The 17,875-nt window shown below is 44.0% G+C and carries 19 protein-coding genes and 1 riboswitch; of the genes, 7 read left to right on the forward strand and 12 right to left on the reverse strand.

What is annotated here, in order from left to right; translation table 11 throughout:
* The first annotated feature begins 13 nt into the window (after window positions 1-13).
* The 4 genes from PQ469_RS08055 (at window position 14) to PQ469_RS08070 (ending at window position 3,494) form a co-directional block, all read left to right on the forward strand.
* Window positions 14-1,279 carry an MFS transporter gene (locus tag PQ469_RS08055; RefSeq protein WP_274212489.1) on the forward strand — a complete coding sequence of 422 codons (1,266 nt, stop codon included), beginning with the start codon at window positions 14-16 and terminating at the stop codon, window positions 1,277-1,279.
* A gap of 74 nt (window positions 1,280-1,353) precedes the next feature.
* Entirely contained in the window at window positions 1,354-1,926 is a 573-nt protein-coding gene (locus PQ469_RS08060) for an isochorismatase family protein (RefSeq protein ID WP_274212490.1), read from the forward strand.
* 139 nt (window positions 1,927-2,065) lie between these two features.
* A complete protein-coding gene (locus PQ469_RS08065) occupies window positions 2,066-2,926 on the forward strand; it encodes a YitT family protein (RefSeq protein WP_274212491.1) in 861 nt (286 codons plus the stop codon).
* Between the two features lie 139 nt (window positions 2,927-3,065).
* Window positions 3,066-3,494, forward strand: coding sequence for a VOC family protein (locus PQ469_RS08070; RefSeq protein WP_274212492.1), 429 nt, complete (start codon window positions 3,066-3,068; stop codon window positions 3,492-3,494).
* On the opposite strand, the gene PQ469_RS08075 is transcribed toward PQ469_RS08070, so the two are convergent.
* The 7 genes from PQ469_RS08075 to PQ469_RS08105 all read right to left on the reverse strand — a co-directional run bounded on the left by PQ469_RS08075 (window position 3,495) and on the right by PQ469_RS08105 (window position 11,291).
* A complete protein-coding gene (locus PQ469_RS08075) occupies window positions 3,495-4,265 on the reverse strand; it encodes an SGNH/GDSL hydrolase family protein (protein WP_274212493.1) in 771 nt (256 codons plus the stop codon).
* An 81-nt stretch (window positions 4,266-4,346) separates the two neighbouring features.
* Window positions 4,347-4,733, reverse strand: coding sequence for an acyl-CoA thioesterase (locus PQ469_RS08080; protein WP_274213815.1), 387 nt, complete (start codon window positions 4,731-4,733; stop codon window positions 4,347-4,349).
* Window positions 4,734-4,860: 127 nt separating this feature from the next.
* Entirely contained in the window at window positions 4,861-5,865 is a 1,005-nt protein-coding gene (locus PQ469_RS08085; RefSeq protein ID WP_090648886.1) for a beta-ketoacyl-ACP synthase III, read from the reverse strand.
* A 58-nt stretch (window positions 5,866-5,923) separates the two neighbouring features.
* Window positions 5,924-8,230, reverse strand: a complete 2,307-nt coding sequence (gene metE / locus PQ469_RS08090; RefSeq protein ID WP_274212494.1) for a 5-methyltetrahydropteroyltriglutamate--homocysteine S-methyltransferase — start codon at window positions 8,228-8,230, stop codon at window positions 5,924-5,926.
* A gap of 167 nt (window positions 8,231-8,397) precedes the next feature.
* A riboswitch (cobalamin riboswitch) is annotated at window positions 8,398-8,598 on the reverse strand.
* A 285-nt stretch (window positions 8,599-8,883) separates the two neighbouring features.
* Window positions 8,884-10,200 (reverse strand): IPT/TIG domain-containing protein, encoded by a 1,317-nt coding sequence (locus tag PQ469_RS08095; RefSeq protein WP_274212495.1) that lies wholly within the window; start codon window positions 10,198-10,200, stop codon window positions 8,884-8,886.
* Between the two features lie 83 nt (window positions 10,201-10,283).
* Window positions 10,284-10,892 (reverse strand): phosphatase PAP2 family protein, encoded by a 609-nt coding sequence (locus tag PQ469_RS08100; RefSeq protein ID WP_274212496.1) that lies wholly within the window; start codon window positions 10,890-10,892, stop codon window positions 10,284-10,286.
* Window positions 10,893-10,991: 99 nt separating this feature from the next.
* Window positions 10,992-11,291, reverse strand: a complete 300-nt coding sequence (locus PQ469_RS08105) for a hypothetical protein (protein ID WP_274212497.1) — start codon at window positions 11,289-11,291, stop codon at window positions 10,992-10,994.
* Between the two features lie 204 nt (window positions 11,292-11,495).
* Here PQ469_RS08105 and PQ469_RS08110 point away from each other — a divergent pair, with 204 nt between their 5' ends.
* Genes PQ469_RS08110 through PQ469_RS08120 form a run of 3 tightly spaced genes read left to right on the forward strand, consistent with a single transcriptional unit; the run spans window position 11,496 to window position 13,465 of the window.
* Window positions 11,496-12,239, forward strand: coding sequence for a dioxygenase family protein (locus PQ469_RS08110; RefSeq protein WP_274212498.1), 744 nt, complete (start codon window positions 11,496-11,498; stop codon window positions 12,237-12,239).
* Between the two features lie 10 nt (window positions 12,240-12,249).
* Window positions 12,250-12,801 (forward strand): hypothetical protein, encoded by a 552-nt coding sequence (locus tag PQ469_RS08115; protein ID WP_274212499.1) that lies wholly within the window; start codon window positions 12,250-12,252, stop codon window positions 12,799-12,801.
* Window positions 12,764-13,465, forward strand: a complete 702-nt coding sequence (locus PQ469_RS08120) for a pirin family protein (protein ID WP_274212500.1) — start codon at window positions 12,764-12,766, stop codon at window positions 13,463-13,465. Before PQ469_RS08115 ends, PQ469_RS08120 begins: the two co-directional genes overlap by 38 nt.
* Window positions 13,466-13,831: 366 nt before the next feature.
* On the opposite strand, the gene PQ469_RS08125 is transcribed toward PQ469_RS08120, so the two are convergent.
* The 5 genes from PQ469_RS08125 to PQ469_RS08145 form a co-directional block, all read right to left on the reverse strand.
* Window positions 13,832-13,987: a Sec-independent protein translocase subunit TatA/TatB gene (locus PQ469_RS08125; RefSeq protein ID WP_147052303.1), complete on the reverse strand. Its 156-nt coding sequence runs from the start codon at window positions 13,985-13,987 to the stop codon at window positions 13,832-13,834.
* A 141-nt stretch (window positions 13,988-14,128) separates the two neighbouring features.
* Window positions 14,129-15,385 carry an aspartate kinase gene (locus PQ469_RS08130; RefSeq protein ID WP_274212501.1) on the reverse strand — a complete coding sequence of 419 codons (1,257 nt, stop codon included), beginning with the start codon at window positions 15,383-15,385 and terminating at the stop codon, window positions 14,129-14,131.
* Window positions 15,386-16,180: an RsiV family protein gene (locus tag PQ469_RS08135; RefSeq protein WP_274212502.1), complete on the reverse strand. Its 795-nt coding sequence runs from the start codon at window positions 16,178-16,180 to the stop codon at window positions 15,386-15,388. It lies immediately after the preceding gene.
* A 255-nt stretch (window positions 16,181-16,435) separates the two neighbouring features.
* Window positions 16,436-16,891 carry a GNAT family N-acetyltransferase gene (locus PQ469_RS08140; protein ID WP_274213816.1) on the reverse strand — a complete coding sequence of 152 codons (456 nt, stop codon included), beginning with the start codon at window positions 16,889-16,891 and terminating at the stop codon, window positions 16,436-16,438.
* Between the two features lie 173 nt (window positions 16,892-17,064).
* Window positions 17,065-17,754, reverse strand: a complete 690-nt coding sequence (locus PQ469_RS08145) for a YggS family pyridoxal phosphate-dependent enzyme (protein WP_274212503.1) — start codon at window positions 17,752-17,754, stop codon at window positions 17,065-17,067.
* Window positions 17,755-17,875: the final 121 nt, after the last annotated feature.

Below are 17,875 nucleotides of genomic sequence, written 5' to 3' on the forward strand. Positions count from 1 at the left end.
GGATAGGGGAGTAATGAATATAAACACTTTTAATGCATTTAGAAGCCGGAATTACAGGCTCTATTTTACCGGGCAATCCATATCATTGGTAGGCACCTGGATGCAGAAAACCGCTGTTAGCTGGGTAATATACTCGCAAACACATTCTAAATTTTTATTGGGGGTTACCCTTTTTGCCAGCCTGTTCCCTTCGTTTTTATTTTCGTTTTTGGGCGGGGTAGTTTCAGATAGGTATGATCGTTATAAATTATTGCTGTTTACCCAGGCGGCATCAATGGTGCAGGCCATTTTACTTACAGCGCTGGTGTTTTTTGGGCGATACGTGATTTGGGAAATCATCGGTTTAAGCGCTCTTCTGGGTATCATTAATGCTTTTGATGTGCCTGCCCGTCAATCGCTGGTTTATGAGATGGTTGATGATAAAGCCGATTTGCCCAATGCGCTGGCGCTTAATTCATCTATGGTAAACCTATCAAGACTGGTTGGGCCGGGTATAGCCGGCCTGGTGCTGGAGAAATTTGGCGATGTAGTGTGCTTTGGTGCCAATGCCGCCAGCTTTATTGCTGTAATTGCTTCGATATTGTTAATGAAGCTGCCCCAATCCAAGCCGAAAGTACATGCGCACAATATCTATTTTGAGCTTAAAGAAGGCTTTAGTTATATCAAAAATACGCCTTCAATTAAGTTTGTGCTGGTAATTTTGGCCTTAATAAGCCTGATGGTTTTGCCATTTAATACGCTGATACCGGTTTATGCCAAGGATATTTTTAAGGGAACGGCATCAACCTTTGGGGTAATAGATAGTTTGATAGGTTTGGGTGCATTTTCGGGCGCCATATTCCTGGCATCATTAAAAGTAGGGGGAGACCTTAAAAAGATACTGGCCATAAGTACACTGATTTTCGGCGGGGGGCTGGCGTTGTTTTCGCATATGCCCAATTATTATATCGCCCTTTTGTTTGCAGCTATTACAGGTTTTGGGATGATGGCCCAGATCACCATCAGCAATACACTCATTCAAACTACCGTTGATCCGGCTATGCGCGGCCGGGTAATCAGTTTTTATGCCATGGCATTTTTTGGAATGCAGCCCTTGGGGGGCTTGCTGGTAGGGGCTATCTCGCAAAAAATAGGCGTTCCGGATACTGTTTTAGGCGAAGGCCTTGTGGCGCTGCTGCTGGGTTTGTTGCAATTAAGGTACCTCAGGAAAACGAGGCTCAAAAAAGCTACCGAAGCATCTTTGCAACACTCTCCTGTTAACTCACTAACATCGAATTGATACACACGAATTTCACGAATTTGATGGACACGAATTGAATACTAACAGCGATAATTGAAATAAATGCAAATTATATGATAACTACAATTGATAAAAACACCGCACTCGTATTAATTGATTTACAAAAGGCTGTTGTGCAAATGCCCACGGCGCATCCTATGGGCCAGGTATTGGAAAACTCGGCTAAGTTGCTTGCAGCTTTTCGTAAGGCAAACCTGCCCGTTGTAATAGTAAATGTTAACCCTGCAGGCTCGGCTGCTTTTGCCACCCGCAGGGATAGTAATCCAAACGCCGGTTCGGTACCTGGTCCGGATTTTTTGGATATAGTGCCCGAAATTAAAGTAGAAGAGGGCGACATCAGGATAACCAAAAAAACATGGGGCGCTTTTTACCAAACAGGCCTGCATGACGAATTGCAAAAGCGTGGTATTACCCAAATTGTGCTGGCCGGTTTGGCTACCAGCATAGGTGTTGAAGCTACCGCCCGCAGCGCCAATGAATTTGCCTATAATATTGCCTTTGCCAGCGATGCTATGAGCGATAGGTTTGCCGATGCACACGATAGCAGTTTGAAATATATTTTCCCGAGGATTGGAGAAGTAGGCACCACAGATGAGATTATTGCTAAACTGATTTTACAGGTTTAGCACTTTTAAATAGCCAGGAGTTAGGATATTTAGGTTTTGGCACTTTAAACTATTTATATTTTGCATCTCAAAACCACTTCGTTCTTAATTATCTGCTTTATTAAAACCCGTTTTAGCGCCGGATAAATTATATTTGGGCATGAAGGTAATGAAGGTCATCAAAGAATCAATATCTATCGGGTTGGGCATCCTGGCAGCCGGCTTTGGCCTTAAGGGTTTCCTGTTATCCAGCCATTTTATTGATGGGGGGGTAACAGGTGTATCAATGTTGGTTGCAGATATCTCGGCCATCCCCATTTCCTTGCTCATTTTTTTAATTAATGTGCCGTTTTTGTGGCTCGGCTATAAAAAGCTTGGGCTGTGGTTTGCCATAAAAAGTACTATTGCCATTGGCTTACTATCGGTAAGCCTGGTAGTAATTAATTTTCCGGATGTAACGCATGATAAGTTGCTTACAGCGGTTTTTGGCGGCGTTTTTATAGGTACGGGCAGCGGCCTGGCTATGCGGGGCGGCGCCGTACTTGATGGTACCGAAATAGCGGCGGTGCTCATCAGCAAACGAACCCAGCTGTTAAAAGTGAGCGATTTTATTTTGCTGCTGAATGTAGTGATATTCGGGCTTGCTGCCTTTTTGCTGGGCGTTGAGCCGGCTATGTACTCGATATTAACCTATATGGCTGCCGCCAAAATGATCGACTTTATTTTGAACGGTATTGAGCAGTATTCGGGTATCACGGTAGTATCTACCCATAGCGAGGCCATTCGCCGGGCAATTACGCTTTCGTTGGGCAGGGGGGTTACCATTTACCAGGGTAAAAGTGGTTACGGCAAGGATGGCCACGTAAACGACCCACGTGACATTATTTTTACCGTTGCCACCCGGTTGGAGATTCCGTCGTTAAAACAAACCATCCTGCGGATAGATCCTAAGGCATTCATTGTACAGCAAAGCGTGGATGATACTACAGGGGGATTATTAAAACGTAAAGGATTACATTAGCGGTGAGTTGTGAGTTGTGAGTTGTGAGTTGTGAGTTGTGAGTTGTGAGTTGTGAGTTGTGAGTTGTGAGTTGTGAGTTGTGAGTTGTGAGTTGTGAGTTGTGAGTAAAATGGGCTGTTAATTTAGAGTTTAAATAGTTATGAGCAAAATAACACCTTTTCACGTTGCTGTGCCGGTTTATGACCTGGACGAGGCCCGCAAATTTTACCGTGAAGTTTTGGGATGCAGCGAGGGCCGCAGCGATACGAATTGGACAGACTTTAACTTATACGGCCACCAGTTTGTTATTCACCTGAAACCCAAACCGGTTGATGATGCCAAACATCATTTTAACCCGGTTGATGGGCACGATGTACCGGTGCCCCATTTTGGCGTGGTACTGGAATGGAATGACTGGGTTGCGCTTGAGGCTAAATTAAAAAGCCTTAATGTGAAATTTGTTATAGAACCCTACATCCGTTTTAAGGGCCTGCCCGGCGAACAGGCCACCATGTTTTTCCTTGATCCATCCGGAAACGCATTGGAGTTTAAGGCTTTTAAGGATATGGGGCAACTGTTTGCAGTTTAACTAAGCCGGGAAACCGTAATTCTTTTTTGCTGCCTTAATCCATTCACGGGCTATCAATTCGTGCCCGGCCGGCATAGGGTGCACGCCATCCCAGATCCAGAATTCGGCTGGCGCTTTTTTGAGTGCCGCATTAAATATGGCCTGCAGCGGTATAAAAACGGCATTGTATTTTTGCGCCACTTGTTTAGCCACTAATTGTCGCGGCGTTAATTCGTCCTGCCAGCGTTTTAAATCAGCATTTACCTGGCCAATCGGCAAAATAAATGGTTCGCAAATCAACAATTTTATATCGGGGAGCGCGGTTTTAGTTTGATTAAGCAGGGCATCATAATCGTCCCTGAACTGATCAACCGTAGTTGGATTGTTATTGTGGATTACGTGGTGCACATCGTTTACACCAATAAGGATATTCAGGATATCGGGCTTTAAATCTAAAGTATCCTTTTGCCAGCGCGCCTGTAGGTCGCGCACGGTATGACCACTGATGCCCCGGTTTAAAAACATCAGCTGCTGGTCCGGATGATCAAACCAAAGCCTGGCTGCTACCAGGTACGGGAAACTTTGGCCCATAATATGGTTCCAGTCTTTATCGTATGACCGCCCGCCGTCGGTTATGGAATCGCCCTGGAAGAGGATGGTTTTGGGTGCAACATCCGCTTTAACCCTATTTTGAGGAGATGCAAACACATAAGGCGCGGCCAGGGTGCCAATAGCACCTAAGCCAATTTTTCTGATAAAGTCTCGTCTTTTATTGGTGTTGTTTATGCCCATTGCCAGAATACTAACCTGTATTGATTTTTACTAACGGGTATAAATATAGGCGTTTTAGTTAAAGCAGAGATTTTAATTACGTTAATCCACAACCTTTACCGGGTGTTTATGCTCGTCAATAGCTACAAAGGTAAATGTGCCGGTAATAGCCTTTTCGCGCACAAAGGAGTACATCTCTTCTATAAAAATCTCCACCAAAACTTTCAGACTGGTGTTGCCAATATGCGATACGGTGCCTACCAGTTCAATAATGGTGCCGGCCGGGATAGGTTTATTAAAATCAATCCTGTCGGACGATACGGTAACCATTCTTTTTCGGGTGAAACGTGTGGCGGTTATAAACGCTACCTCATCCATCATGGCCATAGCCGAGCCGCCAAACAGCGTATCGTAATGGTTGGTGTTATTGGGGAACACGGTTTTAAAAATGCGTGTTTCGGATGCTTTTATTCTTTCTTCGATGGTCATGGAGCGAACAAAATTAAAAGGCCTGTCATGCTGAGCCTGTCGAAGCATAGCGGGCTAAGGCCTCTCCGCGCGTCCTTCGACAGGCTCAGGATGACAGGCCCGTCATGTTATTTAATTGAAAATTATCCTACGCTTTCCTCAAAGTGCCCCATTTCAGCAAGGTTGCACCCCATGAAAAGCCGGCGCCAAAGGCGGTAAAAATAATGTTATCGTTGTGTTTAAAATCGTTCTGAAAATCCCAAAGGCAAAGCGGTATGGTAGCTGCTGTAGTATTACCATATCTGTCGATATTTACCTTAACACGATCTTCGGGCAAGCCAAGGTTTTCGCCAACGGCATGGATGATGCGGTAATTGGCCTGGTGAGGTATCAGCCAGTTTACATCATCTATCGTCATATCGTTGCGTTTTAATACCTCGGTACAGGTTTCTGTCATGCCTTTAATGGCCGCCTTAAAAACAATCCTGCCTTCCTGGCGAATGTAATGCTGGTTAGCCTCAACAGAATCTACCGTAGCCGGAATTTTTGAACCGCCGCCAGGCACCAGCAGGTATTCGCGGCCATGGCCATCAGTTTTAAAAACGCTGTCAATTAAACCTATATCCTCGGTGGTAGGCTCCAGCAAAACAGCGCCGGCGCCATCGCCAAAAAGGATACAGGTATTGCGGTCTTTATAATTAATAATAGCGCTGTTTTGGTCGGCGCCAATTACAATTACTTTTTTGTACCGGTTGCTTTCTACCAGGCTTGCACCAAGCGTGTAGGCATATAAAAAACCACTGCAGGCAGCGTTAACATCGGTAGCCCAGGCGTTGCTTAAACCAACTTTATCGCACACGATGCTGGCGGTTGATAAAAGCAGGTGATCGGGGGTAGATGTAGCTATAATAAGGCAATCAATTTCTTCTGCGGAAACACCTGTATTTTCTAACAAATTTTTCACAGCAGCAACGGCCATATCTGAGGTGGCAAGTGTGGGGTCGGTTAAAATCCTTCTTTCCTTAATTCCTGTACGTGATACGATCCAATCGCTGTTTGTGTCAACCATCTTCTCTAAATCACTGTTACTTAATATATTATCCGGAACAAAACCCCCAACCCCTGTAATAACCGCGTTACTTTTTAATCTCATAAAATGCCAAAAATCTGAAAAAACAGGCAAGTATACGCAAATTGCCTGTTTTTACCTGTCAGGATACTGTTGTTTCTACAACTAAAGCCCGAAGATGTTTCGCAGCGGCCACCATATTTATGAGCGCCACCTGGGTTTCCGGCCATTTACGGGTCTTCAATCCGCAGTCGGGGTTAACCCATAAATTGCCGGCGGGGAGTAATTCAGATGCCTTTTCCAGCAGGCTTACCATTTCATCAACAGTAGGTACGCGCGGCGAATGGATATCATAAACACCGGGGCCAATTTCGTTTGGATATTTAAAATCGGCAAAAGCCGCTAACAGCTCCATTTGCGAGCGCGATGTTTCAATGGTAATCACGTCGGCGTCCATATCGGCAATGTTGCCAATAATGTCGTTAAACTCGCTGTAGCACATGTGCGTATGGATTTGTGTTTCGTCCCTTACGCCGCTGGCCGAAATGCGGAACGCTTTTACCGCCCAGTTCAAATAGTTTTGCCAATCCTTTTTACGCAATGGCAACCCTTCCCGAATGGCAGGCTCATCAATCTGGATCACTTTAATACCCGCTGCTTCAAGGGCAACAACCTCGTCGCGGATGGCCAAGGCTATCTGGTTGGTAGTTTCGGACCGTGGCTGATCATCCCGAACAAACGACCATTGCAGTATAGTTACCGGGCCTGTTAGCATGCCTTTCATCAGCCTATCGGTGTTTTGCTGCGCGAAGCTGCTCCATCTTACCGTCATATCCGCGGGGCGGCTTACATCGCCATAAATAACAGGTGGCTTAACACAGCGGCTGCCATAACTTTGCACCCAGCCATTTTTGGTGAACAGGAAACCATCCAAACGTTCGCCAAAGTATTCAACCATGTCGTTACGTTCAAATTCACCATGAACTAACACGTCCAGGCCTATCTTTTCCTGCCAGCGGATGGCGTCAACGGTGGCTTTTTCTATCTCGGCATCATATTGAGCTTCGGTTAGCTCTCCTTTTTTAAGCCTTGCCCTTAACGAGCGGATATCATCAGTTTGCGGGAACGATCCTATGGTAGTTGTAGGGTACAGTGGTAATTTAAAGCGTTGCTGCTGAATTTTTTGGCGGGTGATGAATCCGCTTTCACGTTGCGCATCGGCATCAGTTATGGCTGCCACGCGTTGTTTGATATCCTGCTTATGAATGAGTTTTGAAAGGCTGCGGCTGGTGAGGGCACGCAGGTTTTCTTGCAGTAATTCATTGTTGCCGCCGATGATTTGCGCCAATTCATTTATTTCGTTCAGTTTCTGTTTGGCAAAGGCCATCCAGTTTTTTATCTCGGGAATGATGGCGGTTTCCAGCTCCAGGTCGAACGGGGTATGCAGCAACGAGCAGCTTGGCGCTATCATCACCCTATCGGTGCCCAATACGGCAATGGCTTTTTTAATGTGGGTTAACGAGCGTACGTAATCGTTTTTCCAGATGTTACGGCCATCAACTACACCTAACGATAAACTCAGGCTATCGGGCAAAACAGTGAGCACTTTGTACAACTGATCGGGAGCGCGAACCAAATCTACATGAATGGCGCTTACCGGCAAGGTTACGGCCAGTTCGGTGTTTTCGTGCAGGCTCTCAAAATAGGTAGTAAGCAATACTTTAATGCCCGGGCATTGCTTGCTTATCTCCATGTAGGCATAAGCATAAGCGGCTTTCTCTTTGTCAGTAAGGTCAAGCGACAGGAAGGGCTCATCAAGCTGTACCCAAACAGCACCATAACTTGCTAATCTTTTTAACACTTCGACGTAAACCGGCACCAGTTTTTTGATCAGGTCTATCTTATCAAAACCGGGTTGTTTTTCTTTACCTAATAAAAGGTAGGTTACCGGGCCAACCAATACCGGTTTTGGTATGTTGCCGGTGTGTTGTTTGGCCAGGATAAACTCGTCAAACACTTTTTCGCTAAATAGTTTAAACTGCTGATTTTGTACAAACTCTGGCACAATGTAATGGTAGTTGGTATCAAACCATTTGGTCATTTCCATGGCTGTAACATCCAGTCCATCTTTTTGATAACCGCGGGCCATCGCAAAATACAGGTCAATTTCGGTATTGGCCTTGTTTTGGGTTAATACGGGTGTGTACCGTTCGGGGATGTTGCCCAGCATGAGCGAGGTATCCAATACCTGGTCGTAAAAGCTGAAATCGTTACAGGGGATCAGGTCGATACCGGCATCAACCTGGGTTTGCCAGTTTTGCAGGCGAATTTGCCGGGCAGCGGCAAACAAATCGTTGCGGGTAATTTTACCGGCCCAGTATTGTTCGCTGGCCTTTTTGAGTTCACGGTGGGCACCTACACGTGGGTACCCGAGATTGTTTTTGAGCATACGCTAAAACGTTTTTGGTTAAACATTAAGTTGACTTAATGCTCCTTACGGTTTTCGGTATGCTTTCGGAGTAAATGGTAATAAAAGACAAAAGCATAACATACGGGCATATAATGGCCATGTACGTCATTCTTTTTTCTTCGACTACTGCTTCATTGCGCGAAAGCATTGTCTTTTACATAGGGGCAAGTATCCTGGCTTGTAACATTGTTGCCGTCCTTCTCATTCGCGCGGGGCGAACAATGGACTTTGTTAAAGGCAACAACCTTTTGTGTTACTTACAGTTGCGCGACAGCCCGTGATTTACACACGGTTCCTTATTAATCCCTGTGCTTTAAACACCGGGAACCACTCTGCAGAAAAAAAGTAAAGAACTTTATTGGGGACGAAGATGGGAAAAAATGTGGAGAAGATTTTTAGAATTTGAAAATTTGAGGATTTGAAGATGCTTGAGCTTTGAGGAATGTTCAAGTTTAAGATTGAGAATAAATAATGAATTATAGGCGTTCCCTTGATTGGGGGCATTGTTTGAACACATAGAAAGTTAAGCCTCCGCTTTTGGATGCAGAAATTTCATAGCCATGTAATCTTTACGTTCGAAAACATGTAAACCCGGTTATAGCTGGGTTTACATGTTTCAAAAAAATCATAAATTACTCAAAAATCATTTTGCGGATAATATTATTTTGTGTGTCCGCCACAAATATATTTCCATTTTTATCAACCGCGATACCAATAGGATGGTTAAACGTTGCGGTAGCTGACGAGCCATCTGTTGCTCCAGTCTGTGCTTCAATTCCGGCAAGGGTAGTTACTTTCCCGTCTGGGGTAATTTTCCTGATCAAGTTGCTATCTGTTACATAAACATTGCCATCCTTGTCTGTTGCCGCCAAAAACGTTTCGTAAAAGCTCGCACTGCCAGCAGGGCCATCGGTGGTTCCCCTCACACCGCTGCCGGCCAAAGTAGATATAACACCTCCCGGGGTTATTTTTTGAACCTTGAAACTAAAGGTTGTTACATAAAGATTATTTTGGGTGTCAAACGCGATACCTGACGGAAAATTAAATGTATTGCTGTTGATAGGCGCTTTTATGTCTGCGTATGTACTTACCAAACCGTCCGGAGTTATTTTCCTGATCGCCTCATTGGTTAAATCAGAAACGTAAAGGAAGCCCGAAGCGTCTATTTTAATATCTGTAGGGCCGGCAAAACTTGCTGCGATACCTTGCCCGTTTTTAAAGCCGATGGCTCTTTGCCCGGCAAAGGTAGTGACATTTTTAGATGGATCTATTTTCCTGATGATATTGTTTGCATAATCGGCTACATAGATATTACCGGCATTATCAACAGTTAACCCCTCTGGATTCCAGAAACTTGCCGCAGTCCCGTTCCCGTTATCATGTCCTTCGGTTCTGTTTCCCGCAATAGTACTTACAATTCCATCCGGTGTTATCTTTCTGATATCATCGTTTCCTTCTTCAGAAACAAATAAGTTTCCGGATCCGTCGAAAGCTAATCCCGTTGGGAAATTAAATTCGGCTGTTGTTATGGTGCCATCTTTATAACTTTTTGCACCAGTGCCTGCAAAAGTGCTTACCACCCATGATTGCTGATAAGTAAAAGTGGGGCCGGTAACCTCGGTGCTACCACTAACTTTAACACTTACCGGGCCTGTACCGGCAGCTAACGGAACTTTTACAGTAAGCTTTGTTGCCGTTGCAGCAGTTATAGTTGCTGCTTTGCCGTTAAAAAATACTTGATTGTTTGCTGCTGTGGAACTAAAGTTGTTACCGGTAATAATTACTTCGGTATTATATATGCCAGTCGTTACGCTTAGCGCTGTAACTTTTGGAGTATTATCAACAGGCGGAGCCGGATCCGAGCCTTTTTTTGAACAACTTACGATAACCAGCGACAGAAAAAACAGAAATAAATAAGCAGGTTTTAGTTTTGCTAAAGAGAATGTCATGATAAGATTTAGTAATATTTTACCCTAAAATAAACAAATATCTTGTAATGGGGGTGATTAAATTAAAAAATAGCCAAAAACACTCACTTCTTCAAAAACAACATCGGCAACGCGCTCGCAGCTCCCAGTCCCGCACCCGTTGCTACATCTGTAGGGTAATGTACCCCCAGGTACATCCTTGAATACGCGGTTGAGCCCGCCCATAGATACGCGGGAACTATCACATACCATTTTGGATAAGCGGCAGATAAAGCCGTTGCTGTGGCAAATGATGATGAACTATGCCCCGATGGAAAAGAGTAGTTTCCGGGGCGGTAAACAGGCGTGATACTGATGTTCTGGATAAATGGCCGCGGGCGCTTTACCAGCATTTTGATCAGTTGGGTTAACCCGGCAGAGATGGCTGTGCTGCTGGCTACGTACAGGGCATTTTGCCGCATCTCCTTATTATTACCGATGATACCGCCAACCAGCAGGCCCGCAGGTACGCCAATATTGCCATATTCCAGGTGATTGCTCATAAACAGGAAAAAACCGGTTTGGGCCGGAGTGCGGTGTTCCTGTAAATTTATCAGGATGGCATCATCAAATGGTGGAGTGCGTAACTGTGCGGTGGCGGTGTTAATCTTAAGCGTAAAAAAAGCCTGTAATAGAATGAATATCAAAAAACTTGTCCGGAAAATTTGCCTCATAAAAGAATGCTAACGATGTAACCTATCAAGCCCAATATACTATTTTTTATGCCCTGTTGTTTTGATTGAAATTCCATGTTGTGTTTTGATTAATCTGGATTATTCTATCTGCCTGGCATATACCAGGAAAACGGTTTCTCCATTTTCATCTTCAATTCCAAATGGTATACTTATATCTACTGTTACAATGTCTTCCTCCCAATTTATAACCTTGCAGCGGATATCACTTATTTGTGGATATTCACTGCCTTTATTCAAATCAAGTTCTGTGATAACTGGTATTTTTTCCTCTATATAATGTAGGTTATTATATATATCATAAAAGCAACACCTAACCCATCCCGGATAATTATCATAGTCGGTACAAGCCAGAATTGTTATTTTAAGTTTTCTTATCATCTCAATTATCTACTCTGCTAATATAATTATTTCCTCTTTCTGTGGCTATTTCCCCTTATCAGTTACCTCTTTTTGAGGACTAATCGATCTTTTCATCGACACAAACCTCTCGCTTACCGACACATGGTATGTCACTTTCCTGATACATTTTACTTTTGAATCGTTAACCGGCATCACAAAATATAAACTAAAAAGATTAAAATCATGGAACGTAAAAATTTCTTAAAAAGCCTGATGATAGGCGCAGTGTCAACATCGGTATTGGTTGAAGCCTGCAAAAAAGATTCAGTAACCACTACTACAAGCAGTACATCAGGCACCACTTCTTCGTCGAGTAGTTCTTCCGGGTCAAGTTCCAGCTCAGGCACCTGCAGCGTTATCGAAACCGAAACAGAGGGGCCTTATCCAACCCATTCACCGGCATCATATGTGCGCAGCGATATTACCGGCGACCGTACCGGTTATAAAATGACTGTTAATATTACCGTTAACAACAGCAATAACAGTTGTAATGCCTTATCGGGCGCGCTGGTTGATATCTGGCATTGCGATGCCGAGGGCAATTATTCGGAGTATGGCGGCAGTGGCTCACAAGCTACCAATTACACTTCGGTACATTTTTTACGTGGCAGGCAAACTACCGATGCCAACGGCCTGGTTAGTTTTACCTCTATTTTCCCCGGTTGGTACACCGGCCGTGCAACGCACATTCATGTGCATATATATAATTCGGCAGGTACATCACTAAAGGTTACACAAATAGCTTTTCCTGAAGGTACGGGAACTGCATTGGCTACTGTGGCAGGATACAGTAAGGGAATGAGCGGTTATACCTATAACGCTACCGACGGCGTGTTCAGCGATGGTGATACACTGGAACTGGCTACCATTACCGGCAGTAAAACAGCCGGCTTTGTACTATCAATCAGCATGAGCGTACCTGCTTAACCGTATTAACATGGACACCCGCGTAATTACACTTTGCTACCGAAAAATTATCGATATAAACTCAGCCAAACAATGGGATAAGGTGGTGTTTGAGGCATCGTACATGGAGTTTAAAATGCAGGCCCAAAACTACAGCCACGGTACCGCTTTTACCAGCTATGCCGACCTGCTAAAACACGTGCCAAACGCCAAAAGGCTTGCCGGCATGGTTACCCCGGCCATAACCGGGTATTTGCAGCAGCTAAATGGTATAGTGCCCGATGTGCTTAATAACGTGGGTAAGCGTTTTTTAAAGTTCAATAAATTTCAGTTCGAAATCATCAACTCTGATATTAACGACAAAGCCCGGCACCAGGTGGCTGTTAATTTTTATACAGAGGCACTGGCCTGGCACGATACCATTGCCGATTTTTTGCTGGTAGCCGATTACCGGCCCGAAGCAACCGGCGACGAAGAAGTGTTGAGCAACCTGTTTAAGCTGCCGCCATACGTAAATATTCATTCACTCCAAAAATTGCAACAACATGGAAAAGACCTCACCCGGGCAGATTCACCTTGCTGATCAGCGGGTAATTACCGAAAATAATACCTTCAGGCGGTGCAGCACTTTTAATTACGACGGGCATTTTAATGAGCACCGTAAGGCTTTTGGCCCCCTGCGTGTATTTAACGACGAGATTTTGGCTGCCGGTAAATCAATTACCATACAGGTACAACATGCCTGCTATTTTGTAGCGGTGCCGGTAACCGGCGCCCTGCTTGTTGAGGATGCCGAAGGGAAAAGTACGGTAGTTGATGTAGGCGAGGTATATATTAATTACGCAAACAGCGGCGATATTTTAACTTTAAATAACCCATACCCAAATGATTGGGTTAACTTTTTACAGCTGCAGATAGATGCTGATACAGAAGTGTTCCCGTTTTTTAAGCAAACCTTTTGCTTTGATTTTGTGGGCAGGCAAAATGAATTGATAAGTATTATTCCCACTTTATTCAGGCTGCCTTTTAACCTGCACATAGGTCGGTTTGATGGACGTGCCGATGCCCTTTATCAGTTGAAAACACCCGGTTCGCTGTTTTATGCATTTGTAATTGCAGGCGCCTTTGAGCTGCAAGGCCGCCTGATGCACGAACGCGACGGCCTTGCTTTGTGGGGCCTGCAAGAAGCTGATATGGAGGCTTTAAGTAATAGCGCCGTGATGCTGGTTTTGGAAATGGAGGGATAAAATAAAAAAAATGTCATTTCGAACGAACCAGAGGTGGGCTAAGTAGGAGGGGTGAGGAGAAATCTTAAACGCCTTGCATTTCGATAATTGGTTATGATGCATGGCGTTCAAGATTTCTCTTTCGCGCTCCCGCTCTTTGCCCTCCGTTGCTCTATCGTATGACATTTTTTTAAGTTATGGGTACACGGAAAACTCAAGGCCTTATGCTAAAGTAAAAACATGGTTTACTTACAGCATAAGGCCTTGTTTATACAGATAATATTTATTGACAATAATACTGTAAAAGGTTCTACCGTGTTTTGTAATCAAAAAAGGCGCATCGAGATAACTCATGCGCCTTTTTTGGTTTTCCTTTTTTAAGTTAAATTATTCTTTAATGGCTGCGTCTTTTTCGGTTTTACCATCGTTAAATGCCTTTAAGCCCTGGCCCATGCCGCGCATCAGCTCAGGGATTTTTTTGCCGCCAAACAATAACAATACTGCAATAATGATGAGTATTATTTCAGGTGCTCCTAATCCCATAATTTTAAATTTTTTTGATGAATGTTTTAATTACTAACTCTTTATTAACCTAAAAGTATCAAAGCAACATATTACATAGGGCATTGTATCGGCGAGGCGCTAATTTGTGCCGATGAATAGGTTGTCGCGTCCGAAAATACCTTACCGCACCACCATTTGCGCCGTATTCCTGCTGATTTGTTCCAGTAAGATCGTTTTGCCTGCAGTTAATTCTTTTAGCGAATCTTCATCATAATGCCTGGTGGTAATCAGCGTTAAGCCACTATTGTATTTTACTTTAAATTCCTGCTTAAGATTACGCAGCAGTTTTTCAAAACGCTCTTCATAAAAATCAAAACAAACCGTAAAACTAAGGGCCGAGGTTTGCATTACGTTTACCTTTACCTGGTTTTGGGCAAACAAGCCAAAAATGCCGCTCAGGTGATCTTCGGATATAAATGAATAATCAATTGGCGAAATGGAAAGTAATACCTGGTTTTGTTTCAGGATAATAACCGGCTTTTCAAACTTGTTGAAGCCATCTTCTTTAATCACGGTGCCGGGAGCATCGGGATGCGTGAAGGGTTTCACCAGCAAGGGTATTTTGGCGTTTTGTAAAGGTTTTATTGTTTTTGGGTGGATGACGCTGGCGCCGTAATAGGTCATCTCGATAGCTTCGGTATAAGATAGTTCATCAAATTTTACCGTGTCGGCGAAATATTTGGGGTCGGCATTCAGGATACCGGGAACATCTTTCCAGGTTGTAACCGATTCGGCATCCAAACAGGAGGCGAAAATGGATGCGGTGTAATCAGACCCTTCGCGCCCCAAAGTAGTAGTAAAGTTTTCAGATGTGCCACCCAAAAAACCCTGGGTTACCACAACGCCCTTTTGCAGCATGGCAGGGATATCCTTGCTGATGCTTGCCCGCGTTTTATCCCATTGTACAATGCCCTCGCGGTAGCTGTTATCGGTGTGGATATAGCCACGCACATCAAGCCATTGGCTTTTTATACCGGCTTTGTTAAGGTAAGCAGATACAATGCGGGTTGATACCAATTCGCCAATAGATACCACCTGGTCGTAAATAAAATCGTAGCTATCGTGCGGCTCATCTTCAATGGCCCAGTCAATTTCCACAAAAGTATTGGCAACATCATCAAAAACAGGATCGTTGGCATCAAACAACTCATGCAAAATATCAAAGTGATATTGTTTGATGCTGTCGAAGATGCTATGCATATCCTCGGTTTGATCTACATAAGCCTTGGTGAGCTTCTCCAGCGCGTTGGTGGTTTTGCCCATGGCCGATACCACGATGAGTAATTGTTGGCCATCGTATTGCTTTACAACACTGGCTAAATTGATAATACCATCGGCATCCTTAACTGATGCCCCTCCGAATTTAAATACAAGCATTTATTTAATGAATTTACCCACAACCGAATTTGGCCGGAGCAATGTTTTAATTTGTGAATAGGGGATAAATAACTCGGTTATCCCGGCAGCATAAGGCTTAATTTCATATTGGTTATAGATGAATTTGAGCCCTATGGGTGTAACCGAAAAATTATCGTTCAGCGCGAATCTATTGTCCTTAAAAAAATAGTCGCGGGCCAGGGATGCTGTATCACTTAGCTTTTCCTCCTTACGGAAAATCCCCTCGGCAATGGCCTTTAGTTTATCGGCATAACCGTCAATAAAAAGATCATTTAAGGTGATGCTTTTGTTGGCTTTGGTATTCCAGTTGATAAAATATGTTCCCGATGATCCGTGTGCGCCGCCCTGGTAGGTATAACCACCAACTTCGAGGGTGGTTATGCTGGAATCCTGCATCAGTACTTTGGCATAGGCGCTTACCGTCCACTTAGGATGCTTTTTTAAATAATCTGCATAAGCCAGTAAAAATTTGGATGCGTTGTGCAGGTATTTAATATCGGCATTGCCATTGGTAAAAATGCCCGATAACTTCTGCATAACCGAATCATTAAGCCTTGGTTGCCCTTCAAAAACCACATATCTTGCTTTTACAACGGTGTCCTTATGATTTACTGGCTGTCCTGGGAGCGTGGCCGGAAACGTAGTAAGGCCGTCCGTTGAATAACGAAGTGTATCTTTAAAAACCACCTTATCTTCTTTGGGTTTAACACTCCATTGGCAGGATGCAAACGCAAATCCGGCTAAAATAAAACAAAGCCTGCTGACGGTTTTCATGTTAGATGTTGTTTTAGTAGTTATAGCTTAATACACCAATAGCTTGTTTGGTTTTACAAGGGTATTGTTTTTGAACGCTGGTCACGACTCACCCCGGCTACGCTACGCTGGCCGACCCTCTCTCCGGCTTACGCCGCATAGAGGGTGAACTCCAATTTTTATTTTTTTATCGCCCCTCTATGCGACGCAGTCGGAGAGAGGGGCAGACGGGCGCAGCCTCGTCGGGGTGAGTTGTCGCCGTCATGCAGTAATGCCTTAATACCTCTCCAACTGCTCTTTCGACAACGATACATTAAGCCATCCCGCCTCTATATTAGCCTCGTATTTTTTGTAAAAGTTAATAGCCGGTTCGTTCCAGTCAAGCACTTGCCAAACCATGCCGCTAAAGCCAAGTTCTTTGGCTTCCACAATTAACCTTTCAATCAAAAGCTTGCCAATTTTTTGGCCGCGATATGCCTCGGTAACAATTAAATCTTCAAGGTACAAGCGACAGCCTTTCCAGGTTGAGTAGCGGATATAATAAAGCGCGAAACCCACTATCAACCCGTCAACTTCGGCCACGTAAGCCTTCCAAACAGGTTTGGCGCCAAAACCGGCATCAATAAATTCATCTAAAGTAACGGTTACTTCCTCCGGCGCCCGTTCAAACAGTGCCAGCTCATGCACCAGTTCCAACAGTCGCGGGCAATCTTCAACGGTGGCAACACGCAAGGTAGCCGAAGCCCCCCCCGCCCCCTGAAGGGGGAGCTTTTGATTAATATTGTTTGTTATTTGTTCGTTTTCCAATTCTATAAATCCTTTAATTCTTCTAATTCTGATTCAGACAACATAATCAACCTAATCCAACTTAATTAACCTAATCAACCCAATCAACCACTCACCAACTAATTATTCTTCCAATGCTTCACCACCCTGGTGCCAAAAATAGTGCTGCCCAGGCGTACCATGTTGCTGCCTTGCTCAATGGCTATTTTATAGTCGGCCGACATGCCCATCGATAAAATGTTAAAACTATCATCTTTTCTGAAATAGCTCACTTTTATTCCGTCAAAAAAGGTCTTCAGTTCGTAATATTCCTCTTTTACCTGCTTTTCGTTATCGGTATTAGTGGCAATGCCCATTAACCCGCGTATGCGAACGTTTTTACAAGCTGCAAATTCATCAGATCGTAATAGCTCTATCGCCTCATCAAAACCCAGCCCGAATTTTGTTTCCTCGTCGGCAATATAAATTTGCAGCAGGCAATCAATTACCCTGTCGACTTTTTGGGCATGCTTGTTTATTTCCTGTAGCAGCTTTACGCTATCAACAGATTGTATCATGCTTACAAAAGATGCTATGTATTTTACCTTATTGGTTTGCAGGTGGCCAATCAGGTGCCATTCAATATCCTTGGGCAATTGCTCGTATTTTTCAACCAGTTCCTGTACCTGGTTTTCGCCAAATAAACGCTGCCCGGCATCATATGCTTCCTGCAATACGGCAGCGGGTTTTGTTTTTGATACGGCTAACAATATTACCTTGTCGGCCTCCGTTTCTTTTTTTAAGCTTTTGATATTATCTGCAATGCTCATTTATCCGTAAATTTGCTTAATTAATCAGCCGCTAAATTACAGAATGTATAAATACTTGACCTTGTTTTTTTCAGTAACACTTTTTTTGTGCGGTTGCAAAAGCGATAGTGTCCCCTCAAAA

The sequence above is a fragment of the Mucilaginibacter sp. KACC 22773 genome (genome assembly GCF_028736215.1).
Lineage (GTDB): Bacteria > Bacteroidota > Bacteroidia > Sphingobacteriales > Sphingobacteriaceae > Mucilaginibacter.